Genomic DNA, 19528 nt, shown 5'->3' with positions numbered 1-19528 from the left:
ATAATCCCTCTAAATTACCTTTTAAGTAGCTTTAATACTATGGGTTTATAGGGTATTTCTTAATTAACTTGTTATATATATGTACTCTTCGTTAATAATTAATTCTATTAAATTAAATATGAAAAAATACTTTAGTCCCGTCGTATTTATTTCGATCCTTTTATCTTTTGTAAGCTGTAGTAATGATGATGACAATACAAATACTCCAATTATAGCTTGCTCAACTGAAAGTGACGGAGGGATTTACCAAAGTTGTGGAATTAATTTCGTTTCCTCAATATCACTTTCGGAAATGGGAGCAACTGGAGGAAATGATAGTTGGGGTTGGACAGATCCTAGCAACGGAAAAGAATATGTAATTATGTGTCTAAACAACGGTACTGCTTTTATTGATATTTCTACTCCTGAATCCCCTATTTATCTGGGAAAACTACCTACAGCAACAGAAAATAGTTCTTGGCGGGATGCAAAAGTATATCAAAACCATGCTTTTATAGTAAGTGAAGCTGCTGGCCACGGAATGCAAGTTTTTGATTTGACTAGTTTAAGAAATGTAACTAATCCACCACAAACATTTACTGCTAGTACAACATATACTGGCTTTGGCAACGCACATAATATTGTAATCAATGAAAACACCGGTTACGCATATGGGGTAGGAACATCTACTTTTGGCGGAGGACCTCATTTTGTAAATATTCAAGATCCTACAAACCCTGTAGCGGCAGGAGGTTTTATTTCTGATGGAGGAGATGCTTACAGCCATGATGCACAAGTAGTAACGTATAATGGCCCTGATACTGACTATACCGGTCGCGAAATTCTAATTGGTAGTAATCAGATAGAAATAGTAATTGCTGACATTACTGACAAAAATAATCCTATAACCATTTCTACTATCAATTATGAAAATATCGGATACACTCATCAAGGATGGTTTACAGAGAATCAACGGTTTTTCTTATTAGGCGACGAGCTTGATGAACAAAGAGTAGGTTTTAATACTAGAACAGTTGTATTCGATTTTGAAGATTTGGATAATCCAAAATTTCATATGAATTATATAGGATCAACTCCGGCTATTGATCATAATGGATATGTAAAAGGAAATAAGTTTTATTTAGCTAATTATAGAGCGGGTATTAGAATTATTGATATTTCAAATATTGCATCTATGTCGATGACCGAAATAGGATATATAGATACCTTTCCATCAAACGATAGTGCTGGATTTAGTGGTGCTTGGAATGTATATCCATATTTCGAAAGTGGAAATATTGTAATTAGCGATATCAACTCTGGATTTATATTAGTAAAAGAAAGTACTCCATAAAAATAACACAATTATACTCTTAAAAACCAAATCAATGCAAAAAAAAACCTTACTTAGTTTCTTGTTTTTATCATTCATTTTACAATCTCAAACAATATGTGAAAATGGAATGGCAGGTTCTTTTCCTTGTAACGATTATGATCTAATGTCTCAAATTTCATTATCTACTATGAATGCAAATGAAGGTAGCGATAGCTGGGGATGGACTGATTCTATAGATGGTAAAGAATATGCAATTATTGGTTTAGATAATGGAACCGCTTTTATTGATATTTCGGATCCATTAAGTCCTATATATTTAGGAAAATTACCTTCTGCAGTGGGATCTAGCTCTTGGAGAGATGTAAAAGTATATCAAAATCACGCCTATATCGTAGCCGATTTCATTTCATCCGGTAGTCACGGGATGCAAGTATTTGACCTTACTAGATTACGAAGCATTACTAATCCTCCGCAAACATTTACTGAAGATAATAGATATACAGGTTTTGGAAATGCGCATAATATTGTAATCAATGAGGGTTCTGGTTTTGCCTACGCTGTTGGAACAAGTAGATCAGGAACATACCAAGGAGGACCTTTATTTATTGATATTCGAGACCCAAAAAACCCGGTTGCTGCAGGTGGGTTTCTCTCTACAGGAGGAGAGGCATATAGTCATGATGCACAAGCAGTAATTTATAACGGTCCGGATACCGACTATACTGGTCGAGAAATTCTAATAGGTAGTAATGAAATAGAAATCGTTATTGCTGATATTACGGATAAATCGAACCCTGTAACAATATCAACTATTGGCTATTCCGATATAGGATATGTTCATCAAGGTTGGTTTACTGAAGACCAACGTTATTTTTTACTAGGCGATGAAGGCGATGAAAGTCGAGTGGGATTTAATACTAGAACTATAATTTTTGATTTTAATGATCTTGACAATCCAGCTTTCCACATGAATTATACTGGTCCTACTCCTGCAATTGATCATAACGGTTATGTAAAAGGAAATAAATTCTATATGGCCAACTATAGAGCTGGTTTGCGTGTCCTTGATATTTCTGACATTGCCAATAATAATGTAACCGAAATAGGTTCTTTCGATACTTATCCATCTAGTAACAGTGCTGCATTTAACGGTGCCTGGAGCATCTATCCATATTTTGAAAGTGGAAATATCGTAATTAGTGATATTGAAAGAGGGTTTTTACTTGTTAGACAAACAAATACCCTAAGTGTAAATGATTTTGAAGAAAAATCAAATTTTGCAATCTACCCTAACCCTACGAACTCTAGTATTACAATTGATGGAGGTGACATTAAAGGCTTAGAAAAAATAGAAATTTATAATGTAATTGGTAAGAAAATCGAAGAATTTCATAATCCAGATAATGCTAAAAATATTACATTATCTCTAGCATACGCGCCAGGAATATATCTTATTAAAATAAATGATGTAACTAAAAAATTGATTGTTAAATAACAACTTTATTTAAAGGTTAAAGTTTAATAACTCAACAATTAAATTAAATACTGATTACGAGATGGTTAAACCGGATAAATAGTGTGGAAAGCTAGGACCGAGTTTGGGTTTTTTTAGATTAATTTTGTGTAATTCGCTAGTCTAACTAACTAGTTTAACTAACTTCTAAAATTACACAAACTCATGAAAAGACTAACCTTAGCTCTATGCTTCCTAGTAAGCTTTACTATTTGCCATAGTCAAACGCCTTGTACCAATGGATTTGCAGGATCTTATCCATGTAAAGATTACGACCTTATGTCTACTATTACACTTTCTCAAATGAATGCTAGCTCTGGAAATGACAGTTGGGGGTGGACAGATACGCAAACATCTAAAGAATATGCAATTATTGGTTTAAACAATGGTACAGCATTTATAGATATTTCTAACCCCACTAACCCAGTTTATCTGGGAAAAATCCCTACCGCAACAGGTAATAGTCTATGGAGAGATGTTAAGGTTTATGATAATCATGCTTTTATTGTAAGTGAAGCTTCTGGTCATGGTATGCAGGTTTTTGATCTAACTAGGTTGCGTAACGTTTCTAATCCTCCTGCTACTTTTTCTGCAGATACTCGATATACTGAATTTGGAAACGCGCATAACATTGTAATTAATGAAGATACCGGATTTGCTTATATCGTAGGAGCACAAAGAGGTTCTGGGCCATATAACGGAGGACCATTATTCGTGAATATTCAAGATCCTAAAAATCCGACCAATGCTGGTGGTTTTTTATCAGGAGGCCAAAGAGCTTATACTCACGATGCTCAAGTAGTTACCTATAACGGTCCCGATCCAGATTATAACGGAAGAGAAATTCTTATCGGCAGTAATGAGATCGAAGTAGTAATTGCAGATATTACTGACAAATCAAATCCAACAACAATTTCTACCATACAGTATACAAATATTGGATATACACACCAAGGGTGGTTCACTGATGATATGAGATATTTTCTTTTAGGAGACGAGACAGATGAGCAAGGTGTAGGTTTTAATACAAGGACTATTATTTTTGATTTTGAAGATCTAGATAATCCGCAACAACATATGATATATAATGGACCTACTCCAGCTATTGATCATAATGGATATGTAAAAGGAGATAAGTTTTATTTGGCTAATTATAGAGCTGGGTTTAGAGTTATTGATATTGCAGATATAGGTAATACAAATATTAATGAAATTGGATATTTTGACACGTATCCATCTAGTAATAGTGCTTCTTTTAATGGAGCTTGGAATATATATCCATATTTTAACAGTGGAAATATAGTTATAAGTGACATAGAAGGTGGTTTTTTCTTAGTAAGAAAAAGTGAACCCGGAGATGGTGGTGGAGATGACTGTTCTTCTGTCGTAAATTCTTTTCCGTTTAGTGAAAGTTTTGAATCTAGTTTTGGGTTTTGGGAAAATGCTTCTGATGATGACCTAAATTGGACTAGAGATTCTGGAGGTACTCCTTCCACAGGAACAGGTCCAACCACTGCCTCAGATGGTAATACCTATATCTATGTAGAAGCTTCTGGTAACGGAACAGGTTATCCAAACAAAAGCGCAGTTTTAAATTCTCCTTGTTTAGATTTTACAAATCTTACATCACCGAGCTTAAGATTTCAGTATCACATGTTAGGAAGCGCTATTAACAGTTTAACAGTAGAAGCAAGAATTGACAACCAAGGAAATTGGTCATCTATTTTTAACAGAAACGGAGATCAAGGAAACAACTGGAATGCTGCAACAATAGATTTATCCTCATATTCTGGAGAAGCAAGTGTTCAATTACGATTTATTACTATAACAGGAAGTGGTTCTCAGGGATGGCAGAGCGATATTGCCTTAGATGATGTGAATATTACGGATGGTAACACTCCTCCTCCAACTTGTGATAGTATTGATTTTAGAGATTTTCAGATCACGCCATTCTCCAATCAGGATTCAGCTGGCGACTTTGTTGTAAATAATACAGGTACAACATTATCTTTAACCAATAATACTTGGAAATATATTCCTTATAACTATACTGTAACTCCCAATACCGTAATTGAATTTGAGTTTAGAAGCTCGTCTCAAGGAGAAATTCATGCTATTGGTTTTGAAAATGATAACACCTTAACTTCCACTAGATATTTCAAAGTTCATGGTACACAAAATTACGGTGTTACCAACTATGATAACTATTCCGGTAATGATTTTACAACATATGTAATTCCAGTAGGTAGTTTCTATACAGGAACAATGGACAGACTGGTATTTATAAATGACAATGATAGTGGTTCTGGTAATACCTCAGAGTTTTCTTCTGTAAAGATCTATGAAGGTTCTTGTGGAAGATCTAATAATGAGCAGATAGTAACCTCTAATATCATTCCGGTTTTTGGTAATGAGGATGAAGATATTCTGGCGTTGAAAATATACCCAAATCCAGTATTTGGTCAAGTCCTAGAAGTATTTTTAAATACAGATCAAACAGCATCGTATGAAATTATATCCATTACCGGACAATTGATAAGTAAAGGAAACGTTACAAAAACAATAGACGTCTCAAGTTTAAATTCTGGAGTTTATCTTTTAAAAGTTTTTAACGATAATAACCAGATTACCAAACGTTTAATAAAAAGATAATTTAATACTAACACATGTGTAAATTCAAGTTCTTTCATAAATTTCTATTAGTTTTTCTTGTTACAAGTATTGTAGGTTGTAGCAGTGATGATAATACAACTTCTGCACCTCCTGTAAATCCAGATGACGGTTTTCAGGGAACCGTAGAATGGGTTAAAACTTTTGGAGGAAGTGGAGAAGATGATGCTTTATCCATTATAGAGTCTGAAGACGGGAGTTATGTTGTTTTTGGATATACACAAAGTATAGATGGTGATATAACCGATAAAGATGCCACCGATAGTGATTTTTGGGTTTTAAAACTTTCTACGGAAGGAACTATTCTCTGGAGTAAAACCTATGGTGGTACTGGAGATGATCGTGGACAAAGAATTATTAAAACCATAGATGGCGGTTATGCTTTAGTTGGCTATAGTAGAAGTACTGATGGTGATGTAAGTGAAAATGCAGGACTACAAGACTATTGGATTGTAAAAATTGATGCTTCCGGAAATTTAGAATGGGAAAAATCTTTTGGGTTTCCTGGTATTGATCGTGCATTTTCTGTTGTACAAACTACTGATAATGGGTATTTCCTGACCGGTTTTCTAGATGTCACAGCTAGTAATGGTGAGGGAAATGACAATAGAACATTTTTTGAAAAACACGGAGTTGGAGAATTCTGGGGGATTAAATTAGATGCTTCAGGAAACAAAGAATGGAGACGTTATTTTGGAGGAACAAATAATGATAGAAGTTATGACACTGTGCAGACCGAAGATGGAGGTTTTTTAATGATAGGGTCTTCGGAAAGTGATGATTTTGATATTAGTGCTCCAAATGGCAGCTATGACTTTTGGGTCGTTAAAATTAACGCAGAAGGAACTAAAGTCTGGGAAAAATCTTTTGGAGGTTCTGAAATTGATGTTGGATATGCAATTGCAACATCTGGTGATGGAAAATATATCATTGTAGGAGATTCTAGAAGTTCTGATGGTGATATTTCTAACGCTAAAGGAAACGCAGACCTATGGATGATTCAAATTGATGATAATGGGAATTTAATCTGGGAAAAATCATTAGGAGGAACAGAGTTCGATACGGCAAGAGGAATTTATGCTACACAAGAAGGTGGTTTTATTATCACCGGCAATTCCAGAAGTAATAACGGAGATGTTGATGAAAATCAGGGTCAAAGTGATATCTGGAATATTCTAATTGATAGTACTGGAGATGTCATATGGAAATCTACCATTGGTGGATCTTTAGCAGAATTTGCAGTAGGATGTACAGAAACGCAAGATAAAAAGATTTTGATAGTCGGTAGTACTGAAAGCAATGATATAGACGTTCCGAATAATCAAGGAAATAAGGATATTATAATAATAAAATATAAATAATAAATAAGGTTTTGAATTCGTTATTAAAGAAATTTATGTTTTTTAAAAAACAGTGAAAATTTATTTTGTTACTCACAACAGTAATTTTGTAAAGTATACCTCAAATTACGAAATGAAAAATTAATGAACTTCTTTAAAACCTCAACCGTCTTTATTATACTAATCAATTTGATAAGTTGCAGCAAAGATAATAACAACACAAATGAACCTGTAATTACCCCAGATAGTGAATTTCAGGGTGAGATAGAATGGAGCAAAACTTTTGGTGGAAGCAATGAAGACAGTGCAGTATCTGTAGTAGAAACACTAGATGGAGGGTATGCAATTGCTGGGTTTACGCAAAGTCTCGATGGCGATATCATTGATAAAACAGCAACAGATAGTGATTATTGGTTGCTTAAATTAAACCAGGATGGCGATCTACAATGGAGTAAAACCTATGGTGGTACGAATGAGGATAGTGCAACAAAACTAATACAAGCCACAGATGGTGGGTTTGTAATAGTTGGGTATAGTAGAAGTAATGATGAGGATGTAAGTACCAATGCGGGACTTCAGGATTTATGGATGATCAAAACAAATGTAACAGGAGAAATTTCTTGGGAAAAAAGTTTTGGTTTTGGTGGTATTGATCAAGCTTTTTCTGTCATACAAACTGCAGATAATGGTTATTTTATTACTGGCTTTATTGAGGCAGCAGATATTAATGATCGTGGGAAGGCTAACAAAAATGTTACCACATTGCACGGTGGAAGTTCTTTTTGGGGAATCAAACTGGATGCTGAAGGAAATCAAGAATGGAATCATTATTTTGGAGGAACTGGTAATGACAGAGCTTACGATGTTATACAAACAGAAGATCAAGGCTATATCATGATTGGTTCATCTGAGAGTATAGATGTAAATATCACCAATAACAATGGTAGTTACGATTTTTGGATTATAAAAATTAATTCTGAAGGAACCCTAGTATGGGAAAAATCTTTTGGAGGCTCGCAAATTGATACTAGCTATACGATAGAAGCTACAGGCGATGGAAAATATATTATTGTAGGGGATACCAGAAGCAGTGATGGCTACATAACTGATGCCAAGGGAGTTGCAGACTTATGGGTCATACAAATTGATGCCACAGGTAATCTTATATGGCAAAAATCTATTGGTGGAACAGGATTTGACACCGGTAGAGGAATTCATAGAATGGATGATGGGAATTTTATACTCACAGGAAACACTAGAAGTACTGACCTAGATGTTTCAGACAATAAAGGTCAGACTGACCTCTGGAATATGATAATTAATGCCAATGGTGATATATTATGGAACGAAACAGCAGGTGGAAGTGCTAATGATATTGGTTTTAGTTGTATCCAAACTTCGGATAAAAAAATAGTAGTAGTTGGGAACTCAGAAAGTAATGATTTTGACATCCCAAATAATAAAGGATCTAAAGACCTCTTAATTATAAAATATAAATAACAAAGACACAAAAAATGAAAAAACTCACATTAATAATACTCGCTTTAATAACTATATTATCTTGTAAAGATGATGATCCAAATGTAGTAGATGTTGACAATACTCCTAAATTTGGCGCATTAGATATAGATTTCATTAATAAAGTTGGTACTGAACTTTTAATACTAAATACAGAATCTTACAATAACCAGAGCAATGAAAATTATACCGTTTCTGAACTAAAATATATCATTAGTAATATTGTTTTAATAAAAGAAAACGGAGATGAATTTATATATCCAGTTGCAGATAGTTATTTCTTAATTAATGAAGAGGTATCATCGAGCAAGCAAATTTCACTTAGTAATATTGATGTTGGTGAATATACCAAAATCAAATTTGGTGTTGGAGTTGATCAATCCAATTATCCTTTAAACGGAGTTGCTAATTTTATTCCAACAGCAGAAGAAGAAGGAATGTTATGGTCTTGGTCCGCTGGTTACAAGTTTGTTAAGTTCGAAGGTTCGTTTACTCCTCAAGGAGGAACTGCAAGTGATTTTTTATTACATATAGGAAGTCATGGAGAAGTTTTGGATAATTATAAAGAAATTACATTAAATATATCCAATACTATTACCATTGAAGATCAGGTTACTTCTAACTTATCAATTGATACAGATGTTTCTAAAATTTTTGACAGTACAAATACTCATTCTCTTCAGCAAAAAAGTGATGTTCAAGTAGATCCTATAAATGCACCTATTTTAGCAGAAAATATAAGCACAATGTTTACTATAAACAGTTCTAATTAAATGATAAAAAAAATAGGTTACATAGTCTTAATTCTTCTTGGAGTCGCATGTGGTTCTGATAAAGAAGACTATGTACCTATTAATCAAAATCCGGAGCTGGAATTTACAATTCCGTCCAACTTCCCAGAACCAACGTATAATGTAACTCTTAATCCTCCTACAGAAAAAGGATTCGAATTAGGTAAAAAACTATTTTATGATGGTCGCTTATCTTCTGATGGTGTTATATCCTGTGGATTCTGTCATATTCAAGATTTTGCTTTTACACATCATACACATATCGTAAGTCATGGAGTAAATGGGGCCCTTGGTACACGCAATGCACAACCATTGCACAACCTCGCATTTATGAAAGAATTTACTTGGGATGGTGCTGCCATACATTTAGATCTACAACCTATTATTCCTATTACCGCAGAAGTAGAAATGAATGAGTCTTTTTCAGGTATTATTAAAAAACTCGAAGAACAACCCGAATATGTAACGCTGTTTGCCGAGGCATTTGAAGATCAAAAAATCAACTCTGAAAATTTACTCAAAGCGTTATCACAATTTATGATTATGATGATTTCATCAAACTCTAAATACGATAAAATTGAGAGAAACGAAGGGTCTGTTTTTACTGATGATGAAGCTGCTGGTTTTGAATTATTCACCTCTAAATGTGCTTCTTGCCATTCTGGAACACTATCGACAGATCAATCATATCGTAATAACGGATTACCAGTGGATCCAGAATATAATGATATAGGCCGAAACCGTGTTACTGGTCTTGCTTCTGATCTACATAAGTTTAAGGTGCCTACGTTAAGAAATATCGAATTAACCTTTCCTTACATGCACGATGGTAGGTTAAAAACATTAAATGATGTACTAGATCATTATAGTGACGGTATGGTTGACTCAGAAACAATAGATCCTATTTTTAAAAATACTGATGGAACAATTATAGGAATTCCTATGACTGCAGAAGAAAAAAATCAAATTATCTCCTTTTTAAAAACATTAACGGATGATAATTTTGTAAACGATAATCGTTTTTCTGAATTCTAAAAAAGCTGTGGACAAATAGTATTTATTCACAGCTTTCTTTTTATATCTTAATTTTAATATTCTAACCCTATCTAATTTGGATAAAGAGACTTAGTTCCATTGGAAATAATATTGCTTCCTACTCCGCTTACGGAAACCTCAAAATTGTCTTCGTTAAATTTTAATGAAGCGATTGGTGTACAAAGACCTAAGGCATATTGACCTCTACCATAACTCCCTGTTTCTTTTAACACTCTACTTTCTGATTTAGCAGATCCAATATTCATATGTCCATAATCAGTAATATCAGTATTACTGACTGTACCATTAGTATGATACACTGTAATTTCATAATAAATAGTTCCTCTTCTAGAACCCCAAAGCCAATTTCCATACCAGCTTCTTTTGTATGAATTCCACCTAACGCCAGCTTTTTCATTAGCATTATTCTTAAGTTCCATTTCAGGTTCAGGATTCATCATAATAAGACCTATCATAAGATTATCCCAAGTAATACCTTCATCATTATAAAATGTTATTGTTTTGAAAGTTTCTCCTTTATAGTTCCAAGTCAATTCGATTGCTTTATCTCCTACTTTAATTTGATCTGATGCATATTCTTTTAAAAGATCAGTTCCTTCCTGCGTTTTACTAGGAAGCAACTTGTTTAAATTCCCAACAACAACTGTTTCGGGATCCATAATATTACCATAAGCTACAGTCGAAGAAGATTTTGATATTGCTTCAAAAGTCATATTTAAACTTTTCGCATTAGGAACTTTTCCTATGATGGTATAATCAACAATTTGTAATACATCACTCATGTATTTTTCCAAATTATCTTTAATTGTTTCTAGCTGATTTAGAACTTCTTGAGGAATTTCTTTATCAGAAATAGCTTCTAGTCCATATTCAGATTCCACCAGTGCATCCGGTTCTTGATACACCTCTGTTGTTTCATCTTTTGTACAAGAAAATACAAACATTAAAACCAATGCAATCTGCATCATTTTAACGATAGCTTTGTTTACGGTTTTCATAAAAATTGTTTTAAGAGTTAGTGAACAATATAGTTCTTAGGTTTCTCGATTTGCGCAAAATCAATTTTGTGTTTAAATACCTTCGTATTCAAAATAGACACACTATCAAAGTTATAGAAGTTAATTACTACAGAGTTCTAAATATTAGTAAATGGTTTAAAATATTTAGTAGATGGTTCATAAAGAATGATAGCTCGTTATTTATGTAAATGAATAGTAACCTTAGTTCCCGGTTCTAATATGTTTTCTTTTTCAAAATCCTCAATAAACAATCTGTTTTTAGGGTGTATCGCAAGAATTCTTTCCCTTGTGACCTTTGATCCAAACGAGCTGTTATCCGAAGTGTTTTTTAATTCTGACGCGTTTTTTCTTCCAATGCCATTATCTAAAATTACTATTTCCACACTTTCCTTGTCAGGTTGTTTAATTTCAATTTGTAATAGTTTTTCTGTTTTTTTGGATTGTAGACCATGCCAAATAGCATTTTCAACAAACGGTTGTAAACAAAGCGGAGGAATCTTTATTTTAGAGAGATCTGTTGTTTTTTCTATACAAAAGGAAAAATCACTTTTAATTCTTAGTCTTTCCAATTCGACATAACTTCTAACAACTTCAATCTCCTGTGATAATGGAATTGTTCTTTCGGTAGAATTTTTTAATACTTTTCTAATTAGCTTAGAAAATTTAGTTAAATAATCTGACGCTTTCTCGATATCATTTCTAAGAATATAATTGTTTATTGAATTAAGAACATTGAAGATAAAATGTGGGTTCATCTGTGCTTTAAGCGCTATTATTTTAAGTTCAGAAGCTTCTAACGAACTCCTCATTAGTCTCAATTGAGTTTCTTTTTTATCATCGGAGATCTTCTTAATCTTATTGCCAATTGCCAAAGCAAAAATCAAAACTTCTAGAATTGCTCCTATTTCCATAAAAATTATAGAATCAAATGATTCATTATACCCAGCATAAGAAAAGTAGAGGCTTATGTTCGCCATAATCACGTAAATACAAGACCCTGCAATAAGTAATTTGACTTGTGAAGCTTCAATTTTATATACTTTAAAATAGCTTACAAAAGCAAAAACCGTCATTAAAACCAGAACCAGAGCAACAAATACAAAAAGTTCTTTTGATGATACTAAAACGTCTAATATTCCTATCAAGAAAATACAACCTATAAAAACCCATCTTGTAACGTTTAAAATGTAATCCCATTTAGGAATATATTTTTTAGTTTCTAACAATTCTCGCATGAATGAGATGTAAAAAGAATATGCCAAAAACTGTACTCCATAGAATATAATTGGCTTTCTATAAGAAAAAAACAATTCGTAAAAAACAATGGATCCGTAATATGAAAAATAAAAAAGAAGGCAAATTACATAAAGACTATAAAAAAGAAATATTTTGTTTTTGCTTCTAAAGTATATCAATAAAGGATATAAAGAAATCACAAATAATACTCCTTGTAACCATATGTTGAAGTTTTGAAAATCCAAACAAAAAAAGGTTTAGTGCATCTTTATTAGAAATTCATTTTTTCGATTTCTACTAATACTAGCATGCTGACCATTACTCATAATTATAATGCCTCCTTGATTCTTTCTGTATTCCTGTACATGACGTAGATTAATACAATAAGAATTATGTACCCTAAAAAAGCAACTTTCTGGCAATACCTCTGTAACCTCTTTTAAGGTTTTTGATAAAAACAACTTACGGTCATCAATTAAAAATACCTTAGTATAATTTCCTTCTGCTTTTAACATTATAATCTCATCTTTTTTTAAAAAATGAATTACTCCATTTACACAAAGTTTTACTATAGTTGATTGAGAAGGGTTATTAATATTAATATGCTGACAAAGTTTTTTATAGATGCGCATTAGATCATCCTTATCAATAGGTTTCAATAAATAATCAAACACAGAAAATTGTATCGCTTTTAAAGCATAATTCTCAAAAGCTGATGTAATCACAACAAAGAAGTCTCTTTGGTGTAATGCCTCTAAAATATCAAAGCCAGTAAGATTTGGCATCTTTATATCTATAAAAACACAATCAAGATTTGTGTTTTCTATGATTTTTATAGCCTCTAAAGGATTAGAAATTGTCTCAACAATTTCAATATACGGACAATATCGACAAATTTTCCATTCTAATGATTGGATAGCATCTTCCTCGTCATCGATTAAAATTGACTTAATTGAATTCATTTCAAAAAAATTTACGATTCCAAAAAAAGCAACTCTCCTCTATTGATTTCCTTAGTTCAAGGAACGTTAAAATTGTTATTACACGTCATAAAAAAATGTTATTATAATATTATAGTTTTGTGAAAAAGTATTGATCACAGTTAGAAAATCAAATCTCATTTTTGATTTAAATCAATATTAAATTTTACAAATAAATACTAAACACACGCATAAGTATATTGATTATAGATTATACCTATTCCAATATATGTTAGATAAATGTTAGGTTATGTAAATAAAACCTACTTATGTAGTATATTTGCATTCAATTTAGAATTAATCTATCTATAAAATATGATTAAGGTATCAGACACAGCTAAAAAGAAAGTCGTAGAATTGATGAGTGATGACGGTTATGACGCTTCTTCAGACTACGTCCGTGTAGGTGTTAAAAGTGGAGGTTGTTCCGGTTTATCATATGACTTAAAATTTGATAAAACTCAAGAAGAAGGAGATAAAGTTTTTGAAGACAACGGTGTAAAAATAATTGTTGATAAAAAAAGCTTTTTATACCTTATTGGTACTACCCTAGAATATTCCGGAGGTCTTAACGGAACCGGTTTCGTTTTTAATAACCCAAACGCAAACAGAACTTGCGGTTGCGGAGAAAGTTTTTCCCTTTAAAAATTTAAAAAAAGATCTTAAGCTACCCCTTAAGACTTAGCAAGATGGCATATACTGAAGACGACTTAAAAAAAGAATTAGAAACCAAAGAATATGAGTACGGATTTTATACCGATATAGAATCTGAAACATTTCCTGTTGGTCTAAATGAAGATATTGTTCGTGCGATTTCAAAGAAAAAAAATGAACCTCAATGGATGACTGACTGGAGACTTGAGGCATTTAAAGTGTGGGAACAAATGGAAGAGCCTGAATGGGCAAACGTAAATTACGAAAAACCTAATTTTCAAGATATTTCTTATTACTCGGCACCTAATAAAAAGCCAAAATATGACAGTCTTGATGAAGTAGATCCAGAATTACTGGATACATTCAAAAGATTAGGTATCTCTTTAGATGAACAAAAGAAATTAGCAGGTGTGGCAGTAGACATTGTTATGGATTCTGTTTCTGTAGCCACCACTTTTAAAGATACTCTTGCAGAAAAAGGCATTATATTTTGTTCTATTTCTGAAGCAATACAAGAACATCCAGAACTAGTACGTAAACATATCGGATCTGTTGTTCCTCAAAAAGATAACTTTTATGCCGCTCTAAACTCTGCTGTTTTTAGCGATGGATCTTTTTGTTATATCCCAAAAGGTGTGAGATGCCCAATGGAACTATCTACCTATTTTAGGATTAATCAAGCGGGAACAGGTCAATTCGAGCGTACTTTAGTAATAGCTGACCAAGGTAGCTATGTAAGTTATTTAGAAGGTTGTACTGCTCCTTCACGGGATGAAAATCAACTACACGCTGCAGTTGTAGAATTAATCGCGTTGGATGATGCAGAAATCAAATATTCTACAGTGCAAAACTGGTATCCTGGTAATGCAGAAGGAAAAGGTGGTGTTTACAATTTCGTTACTAAACGAGGGATTTGCGAAACAAATGCTAAAATTTCTTGGACTCAAGTAGAAACTGGTTCAGCTGTAACTTGGAAATATCCATCCTGTATTCTTAAAGGAGATCATTCTGTTGGTGAATTTTATTCTATTGCTGTAACTAATAACTTTCAGCAAGCAGATACAGGAACCAAGATGATCCACTTAGGAAAGAACACTAAAAGTACCATCATATCAAAAGGAATTTCTGCTGGAAAATCCCAAAATAGTTATCGAGGATTGGTACAAATTAATAGTAGAGCAACCAATGCTCGAAACTTTTCTCAATGCGATTCTTTACTAATGGGCAATGAATGTGGAGCTCATACGTTTCCATATATTGAAGCAAAGAATAAAACTGCTCAAATAGAACACGAAGCAACTACAAGTAAGATTGGAGAAGATCAAATATTTTACTGTAATCAAAGAGGTATTGATACAGAAAAAGCAATTGCTCTAATCGTTAACGGTTTCAGTAAAGAAGTATTAAATAAACTTCCTATGGAATTTGCGGTAGAAGCTCAAAAACTTCTAGAAATTTCTCTTGAAGGTTCTGTTGGATAAAGCGTATAACTAACTAATTCACACAAATGAAAAAATCATTTCTCCTTGTCATCGTAAGCTTATTAATTTTTTCGTGTAAAAACGAAAAATCTCAATCATCAGGTTCCGAAACCACTTTAATACGTGGAGAGTTTATATTGATTGATAATGCAGGTGTTATAAAAGGTAAAGATTTTATTTATGGTGTAATCATTGACGATTTAGCTAATGAATTAAACGAAAAAATAAAGCCTTTACAAAGAGAAGAATATGATATGGTTCCCGTGGTAATTAAAGGAGTCGTGAAGAAAAACACAGAAGATGGCTGGCCAGAAGTTGTAGAAATAAAAGAAATTGTTGGTGTTAGTGAACCAACTTCAGAATTGCCTACTAAAATAAAGTCTTCGGATTCGACATTACAGCCTGATGCATCAGGACATGAAGGTCATAATCATTAAAAAAATTATTTAAAAGAAACAAAAATACAAGATGTTAGAAATTAAGGATTTACACGCTAGCGTTGAAGATAAAGAGATTTTAAAAGGTCTTAACCTAAATGTAAAAGCAGGAGAAGTACACGCAATAATGGGTCCTAATGGTGCTGGTAAAAGTACATTAGCAAGTATTGTTGCAGGAAAAGAAGAATATGAAGTAACAGAAGGTAATATTCTTTTAGATGGTGAAGATATAGAAGAGTTAGCTGCAGAAGAAAGAGCCCATAAAGGTGTATTTCTTTCATTTCAATACCCTGTAGAAATTCCTGGAGTTACGGTTACTAACTTTATGAAAACTGCAATTAACGAGACTAGAAAAGCACAAGGGTTAGAAGAAATGCCCGCAAAGGATATGTTAAAGAAAATTCGAGAAAAATCTGAACTATTAGATATTGATCGTAAATTTTTATCTCGTTCGCTTAACCAAGGTTTCTCTGGTGGAGAGAAAAAACGTAATGAGATATTCCAAATGGCAATGATGGAGCCTAAACTTGCTATTTTGGATGAAACAGATTCTGGTTTAGATATTGATGCATTACGAATTGTAGCTAATGGAGTAAATAAATTAAAAAGTAAGGACAATGCTGTTATTGTCATTACCCACTACCAAAGACTATTAGATTATATTGTACCAGATTATGTACACGTTTTATATGATGGTAAAATTGTAAAATCTGGAACTAAAGAACTTGCTTTAGAATTAGAAGAAAAAGGGTACGATTGGATTAAAGAAGAGATAAACGCATAATTATGGAGCTGAAAGAAAAATTAGTATCTTCTTTTCTTGCTTTTGAAAACACGGTAGATGTAGATGCGCCTATTCATGATATCAGAAGCCAAGCTATAAAGGTATTTGAAGAAAAAGGCTTCCCTACGAAAAAAGAAGAAGCTTGGAAATATACTTCACTAAATTCTATACTGAAACACGATTACAGTATTTTCCCTAAAGAAGAAAATGCACTAGAATTTAAAGATGTAAAAAAATACTTTCTTTATGATTTAGATACATATAAAATAGTATTTATTGATGGTAAATATTCTTCTCATTTATCAGAGACTACACACGATAAGATTGATGTATGTTTAATGTCATCTGCTCTAAATCATGATAAGTATAAACCGATAGTCGACAACTATTTTAATAAAGTTGCACCAAAAGATGGTTTAACTTCATTGAACACTGCTTTTTCTAAAGAAGGAGCTTATATATATATTCCTAAAAATAAGCTTGCAGATAAGCCCATACAAATAATTCATTTTTCTACAGGAAAAGAATCAACTCAACTTTTACAACCTCGTAATCTAATCGTTGTAGAAGAAAATTCACATGTACAGATTATTGAACGCCACCAAAGTTTAACACCTAATCCTGTACTTACAAATTCTGTAACAGAAATCTTTGTAGACAAAAGAGCTATTGTTGATTATTACAAAATACAAAACGATAATGAATCTGCTTCTTTAATAGATAACACATTTATAAAGCAGCAAGCACAAAGTATTGCTTCTGTGCATACATTTGCTTTTGGAGGTAATATTACTAGAAATAATCTAAATTTCTATCAATACGGAGAAGGTATTGACTCTATACTTAATGGAGTTACAATTATTGAAGGCAAACAACATGTAGATCACAATACATTAGTGCATCATACAGAGCCTAATTGTGAAAGTCATCAGGATTATAAAGGTATTTTTGACGAAAAAGCTACTGGTGTTTTTAATGGTAAAATCATTGTAAACAAAGAAGCACAGAAAACGAATGCTTTTCAATCTAATAATAATATCTTATTAAGTGATAAAGCAACGATTAACTCTAAACCTCAGCTAGAGATTTTTGCGGATGACGTAAAATGTTCTCACGGCTGTACTATTGGTCAGTTAGATGATCAAGCCCTATTTTATATGAGATCTAGAGGAATTGGAGAGAAAGAAGCAAGAGCGCTACTTATGTATGCGTTTGCTAACAATGTTTTAGAAAGTGTAAAAATACCTCAACTAAAACAACGAATCAATAAACTAATAGCTAACAAGCTTGGAGTTGACATTGGTTTCGATTTGTAACAATAAAGAATTATAAAATTTACTAAACCTCTTCATATATTTGTTGAGGTTTTTTTATTTCACGGCTTCGGTAATTTCCTTTATAAACCTATTAAAATCCATACCTGCATCTCCAACCAATCCAAAACGAACAATTACTAGGTCTTTAGAAGGAATTATAAATACTCGTTGCCCCTGAAATCCATTGGCAGAATACATGTCTTTTGGAGCATCTGGATAAAAACCTCCAGCATTCAACCAAAAATGGCCTCCATAATCACCTTCGGAAGTTGCAGTTGGAGTGGTAACATAATCAACCCATTCAGGATTAAAAATTTGTTCCCCATTCCAGTTCCCTCTATGAAGATATAACAAACCAAATTTTGCCCAATCTCTAACTGTCGCCCACGCATAGGAAGAACCCACATAATTACCCGCCATATCAGTTTCTATAAGCATAGAATGCATACCTATTTTATCAATAAATTCACGGTACGGAAAATCAAGATACTCTTGGTAACTATCAAAGTGTCCTCTTAAAACCCCAGACAACAAATTAGAAACACCTGATGAATAATACCAATATTCATTCGGTTTATGAATTGCTTCTTTATAAATCTGAGGCTTAGTCATATCCTTATCAAGATACAACATGGTAGTTGCGTCAGAAATCGATCCATAATCTTCATCCCACTCCAATCCACAATTCATTTGTAATAGGTTACTAATTGTAATTTCTTTTCGTTCATCATCTTCCCATTCCTTGATTGGAGCTTTATCATTAATATCTATTTTACCTTGTTTTTGTAATATTCCATAATTAGTAGCTAAAATACTTTTAGTCATTGACCATCCTAATAAAACGGAATTCTCATCCAATCCATCTGCATACTTCTCTGCTATTATCTGATCTTTATGTATTACCAAAACAGCTCTAGTCTTTTGTATGCTTTCTCCTTCTTTATCAAAAACAGATGAAACCATATTCGCTATCTTTTGATAATCAACGGCACTAAAAACAGTGTCCTTTTGAGGTAAATCTCCATAAGGAAATGGTAAATTCGTTTTAATCTTGCTTCTATTAGGGATTAAATAGGAAGCGTTCTCATCAAAATCATCATCAATCACTACACTTCCTAATCCTTCTCTATAAATAGCCTTTCGTTCATTAAGCCCAAAAACCGAAGCCACTGCCGATTTTTTAGTCATATTCACCTGATCCTCTGCTAAATTAACAGGAGCAAAATTATTATCATTGATATCTGTAAACTCCACACTACGATTCCCTATAAAAACAGAAGAAGCCATATTCTTAGCAGAGTATCCAGAAAGTATTGTAAGTTTTGGGTAATTCCAAAATATAGCAACAACTAATAGTCCAATTATTACTATAAATCCATATCCTAAAATCTTTTTAAATCGCTTCATTGTGTAAAGTG

At 32.8% G+C, this 19528-nt stretch carries 16 protein-coding genes and 2 pseudogenes; 14 read left to right on the top strand and 4 right to left on the bottom strand.

What is annotated here, in order from left to right:
• Window positions 1–118 precede the first annotated feature (118 nt).
• The 9 genes and pseudogenes from H526_RS0119455 to H526_RS0119425 all read left to right on the top strand — a co-directional run bounded on the left by H526_RS0119455 (window position 119) and on the right by H526_RS0119425 (window position 10182).
• Complete coding sequence (locus tag H526_RS0119455) at window positions 119–1333, top strand: choice-of-anchor B family protein (protein WP_027394550.1); 1215 nt, start codon at window positions 119–121, stop codon at window positions 1331–1333.
• Between the two features lie 34 nt (window positions 1334–1367).
• A complete protein-coding gene (locus H526_RS0119450) occupies window positions 1368–2810 on the top strand; it encodes a choice-of-anchor B family protein (protein ID WP_027394549.1) in 1443 nt (480 codons plus the stop codon).
• 183 nt (window positions 2811–2993) lie between these two features.
• Window positions 2994–4175, top strand: a pseudogene (locus tag H526_RS32680) (choice-of-anchor B family protein); the annotation flags it as partial.
• Between the two features lie 75 nt (window positions 4176–4250).
• A pseudogene (locus H526_RS32675) lies at window positions 4251–4709 on the top strand (peptidase S8); the annotation flags it as partial.
• A gap of 384 nt (window positions 4710–5093) precedes the next feature.
• On the top strand, window positions 5094–5480 hold the full coding sequence (locus tag H526_RS32670; RefSeq protein ID WP_233557533.1) for a T9SS type A sorting domain-containing protein: 387 nt from the start codon (window positions 5094–5096) through the stop codon (window positions 5478–5480).
• Window positions 5481–5494: 14 nt separating this feature from the next.
• On the top strand, window positions 5495–6859 hold the full coding sequence (locus H526_RS0119440) for a hypothetical protein (protein WP_027394548.1): 1365 nt from the start codon (window positions 5495–5497) through the stop codon (window positions 6857–6859).
• Between the two features lie 123 nt (window positions 6860–6982).
• The gene (locus H526_RS0119435) at window positions 6983–8338 is read left to right on the top strand and encodes a hypothetical protein (protein ID WP_027394547.1); all 1356 of its coding nucleotides are present in this window, start codon (window positions 6983–6985) and stop codon (window positions 8336–8338) included.
• Window positions 8339–8352: 14 nt separating this feature from the next.
• On the top strand, window positions 8353–9129 hold the full coding sequence (locus H526_RS0119430) for an MbnP family protein (RefSeq protein WP_027394546.1): 777 nt from the start codon (window positions 8353–8355) through the stop codon (window positions 9127–9129).
• Between the two features lie 3 nt (window positions 9130–9132).
• Window positions 9133–10182 carry a cytochrome-c peroxidase gene (locus H526_RS0119425; protein ID WP_027394545.1) on the top strand — a complete coding sequence of 350 codons (1050 nt, stop codon included), beginning with the start codon at window positions 9133–9135 and terminating at the stop codon, window positions 10180–10182.
• Window positions 10183–10253: 71 nt separating this feature from the next.
• Here the strand turns inward: H526_RS0119425 and H526_RS0119420 are convergent, their stop codons facing one another.
• The 3 genes from H526_RS0119420 to H526_RS0119410 form a co-directional block, all read right to left on the bottom strand.
• On the bottom strand, window positions 10254–11201 hold the full coding sequence (locus tag H526_RS0119420) for a hypothetical protein (RefSeq protein WP_027394544.1): 948 nt from the start codon (window positions 11199–11201) through the stop codon (window positions 10254–10256).
• A 197-nt stretch (window positions 11202–11398) separates the two neighbouring features.
• Window positions 11399–12703, bottom strand: coding sequence for a sensor histidine kinase (locus H526_RS0119415; RefSeq protein ID WP_035086075.1), 1305 nt, complete (start codon window positions 12701–12703; stop codon window positions 11399–11401).
• 12 nt (window positions 12704–12715) lie between these two features.
• Window positions 12716–13420, bottom strand: a complete 705-nt coding sequence (locus tag H526_RS0119410; RefSeq protein ID WP_027394542.1) for a LytR/AlgR family response regulator transcription factor — start codon at window positions 13418–13420, stop codon at window positions 12716–12718.
• Between the two features lie 333 nt (window positions 13421–13753).
• On the opposite strand from H526_RS0119410, the gene H526_RS0119405 reads away from it, so the two are divergent.
• Genes H526_RS0119405 through sufD form a run of 5 tightly spaced genes read left to right on the top strand, consistent with a single transcriptional unit; the run spans window position 13754 to window position 18110 of the window.
• On the top strand, window positions 13754–14083 hold the full coding sequence (locus H526_RS0119405) for a HesB/IscA family protein (RefSeq protein WP_027394541.1): 330 nt from the start codon (window positions 13754–13756) through the stop codon (window positions 14081–14083).
• 44 nt (window positions 14084–14127) lie between these two features.
• Window positions 14128–15573: a Fe-S cluster assembly protein SufB gene (sufB, locus tag H526_RS0119400; protein ID WP_027394540.1), complete on the top strand. Its 1446-nt coding sequence runs from the start codon at window positions 14128–14130 to the stop codon at window positions 15571–15573.
• A 26-nt stretch (window positions 15574–15599) separates the two neighbouring features.
• On the top strand, window positions 15600–16010 hold the full coding sequence (locus tag H526_RS29605) for a hypothetical protein (RefSeq protein ID WP_051336240.1): 411 nt from the start codon (window positions 15600–15602) through the stop codon (window positions 16008–16010).
• A 31-nt stretch (window positions 16011–16041) separates the two neighbouring features.
• Window positions 16042–16794 (top strand): Fe-S cluster assembly ATPase SufC, encoded by a 753-nt coding sequence (sufC, locus tag H526_RS0119390; RefSeq protein WP_027394539.1) that lies wholly within the window; start codon window positions 16042–16044, stop codon window positions 16792–16794.
• 2 nt (window positions 16795–16796) lie between these two features.
• The gene (gene sufD, locus H526_RS0119385; RefSeq protein ID WP_027394538.1) at window positions 16797–18110 is read left to right on the top strand and encodes a Fe-S cluster assembly protein SufD; all 1314 of its coding nucleotides are present in this window, start codon (window positions 16797–16799) and stop codon (window positions 18108–18110) included.
• A gap of 54 nt (window positions 18111–18164) precedes the next feature.
• Here sufD and H526_RS0119380 read toward each other — a convergent pair whose 3' ends face one another.
• Window positions 18165–19517 carry a serine hydrolase domain-containing protein gene (locus tag H526_RS0119380; protein WP_027394537.1) on the bottom strand — a complete coding sequence of 451 codons (1353 nt, stop codon included), beginning with the start codon at window positions 19515–19517 and terminating at the stop codon, window positions 18165–18167.
• Window positions 19518–19528: the final 11 nt, after the last annotated feature.

The organism is Aquimarina latercula DSM 2041 (genome assembly GCF_000430645.1).
Classification (GTDB): Bacteria; Bacteroidota; Bacteroidia; order Flavobacteriales; family Flavobacteriaceae; genus Aquimarina; species Aquimarina latercula.
Note: the sequence above shows the minus strand (reverse complement) of the source record. Positions and strands in the feature narration are given on the sequence as shown.

Bases quoted from the DNA above. Each gene is read 5' to 3' on its own strand.
- sufC (WP_027394539.1), top strand. From the start codon at position 16,042: ATGTTAGAAATTAAGGATTTACACGCTAGCGTTGAAGATAAAGAGATT.
- sufD (WP_027394538.1), top strand. From the start codon at position 16,797: ATGGAGCTGAAAGAAAAATTAGTATCTTCTTTTCTTGCTTTTGAAAAC.
- H526_RS0119440 (WP_027394548.1), top strand. From the start codon at position 5,495: ATGTGTAAATTCAAGTTCTTTCATAAATTTCTATTAGTTTTTCTTGTT.
- H526_RS0119420 (WP_027394544.1), bottom strand. From the start codon at position 11,201: ATGAAAACCGTAAACAAAGCTATCGTTAAAATGATGCAGATTGCATTG.
- H526_RS0119410 (WP_027394542.1), bottom strand. From the start codon at position 13,420: ATGAATTCAATTAAGTCAATTTTAATCGATGACGAGGAAGATGCTATC.
- H526_RS0119450 (WP_027394549.1), top strand. From the start codon at position 1,368: ATGCAAAAAAAAACCTTACTTAGTTTCTTGTTTTTATCATTCATTTTA.
- H526_RS0119405 (WP_027394541.1), top strand. From the start codon at position 13,754: ATGATTAAGGTATCAGACACAGCTAAAAAGAAAGTCGTAGAATTGATG.
- H526_RS0119380 (WP_027394537.1), bottom strand. From the start codon at position 19,517: ATGAAGCGATTTAAAAAGATTTTAGGATATGGATTTATAGTAATAATT.
- H526_RS0119435 (WP_027394547.1), top strand. From the start codon at position 6,983: ATGAACTTCTTTAAAACCTCAACCGTCTTTATTATACTAATCAATTTG.
- H526_RS32670 (WP_233557533.1), top strand. From the start codon at position 5,094: ATGGACAGACTGGTATTTATAAATGACAATGATAGTGGTTCTGGTAAT.
- H526_RS0119430 (WP_027394546.1), top strand. From the start codon at position 8,353: ATGAAAAAACTCACATTAATAATACTCGCTTTAATAACTATATTATCT.
- H526_RS29605 (WP_051336240.1), top strand. From the start codon at position 15,600: ATGAAAAAATCATTTCTCCTTGTCATCGTAAGCTTATTAATTTTTTCG.
- H526_RS0119455 (WP_027394550.1), top strand. From the start codon at position 119: ATGAAAAAATACTTTAGTCCCGTCGTATTTATTTCGATCCTTTTATCT.
- sufB (WP_027394540.1), top strand. From the start codon at position 14,128: ATGGCATATACTGAAGACGACTTAAAAAAAGAATTAGAAACCAAAGAA.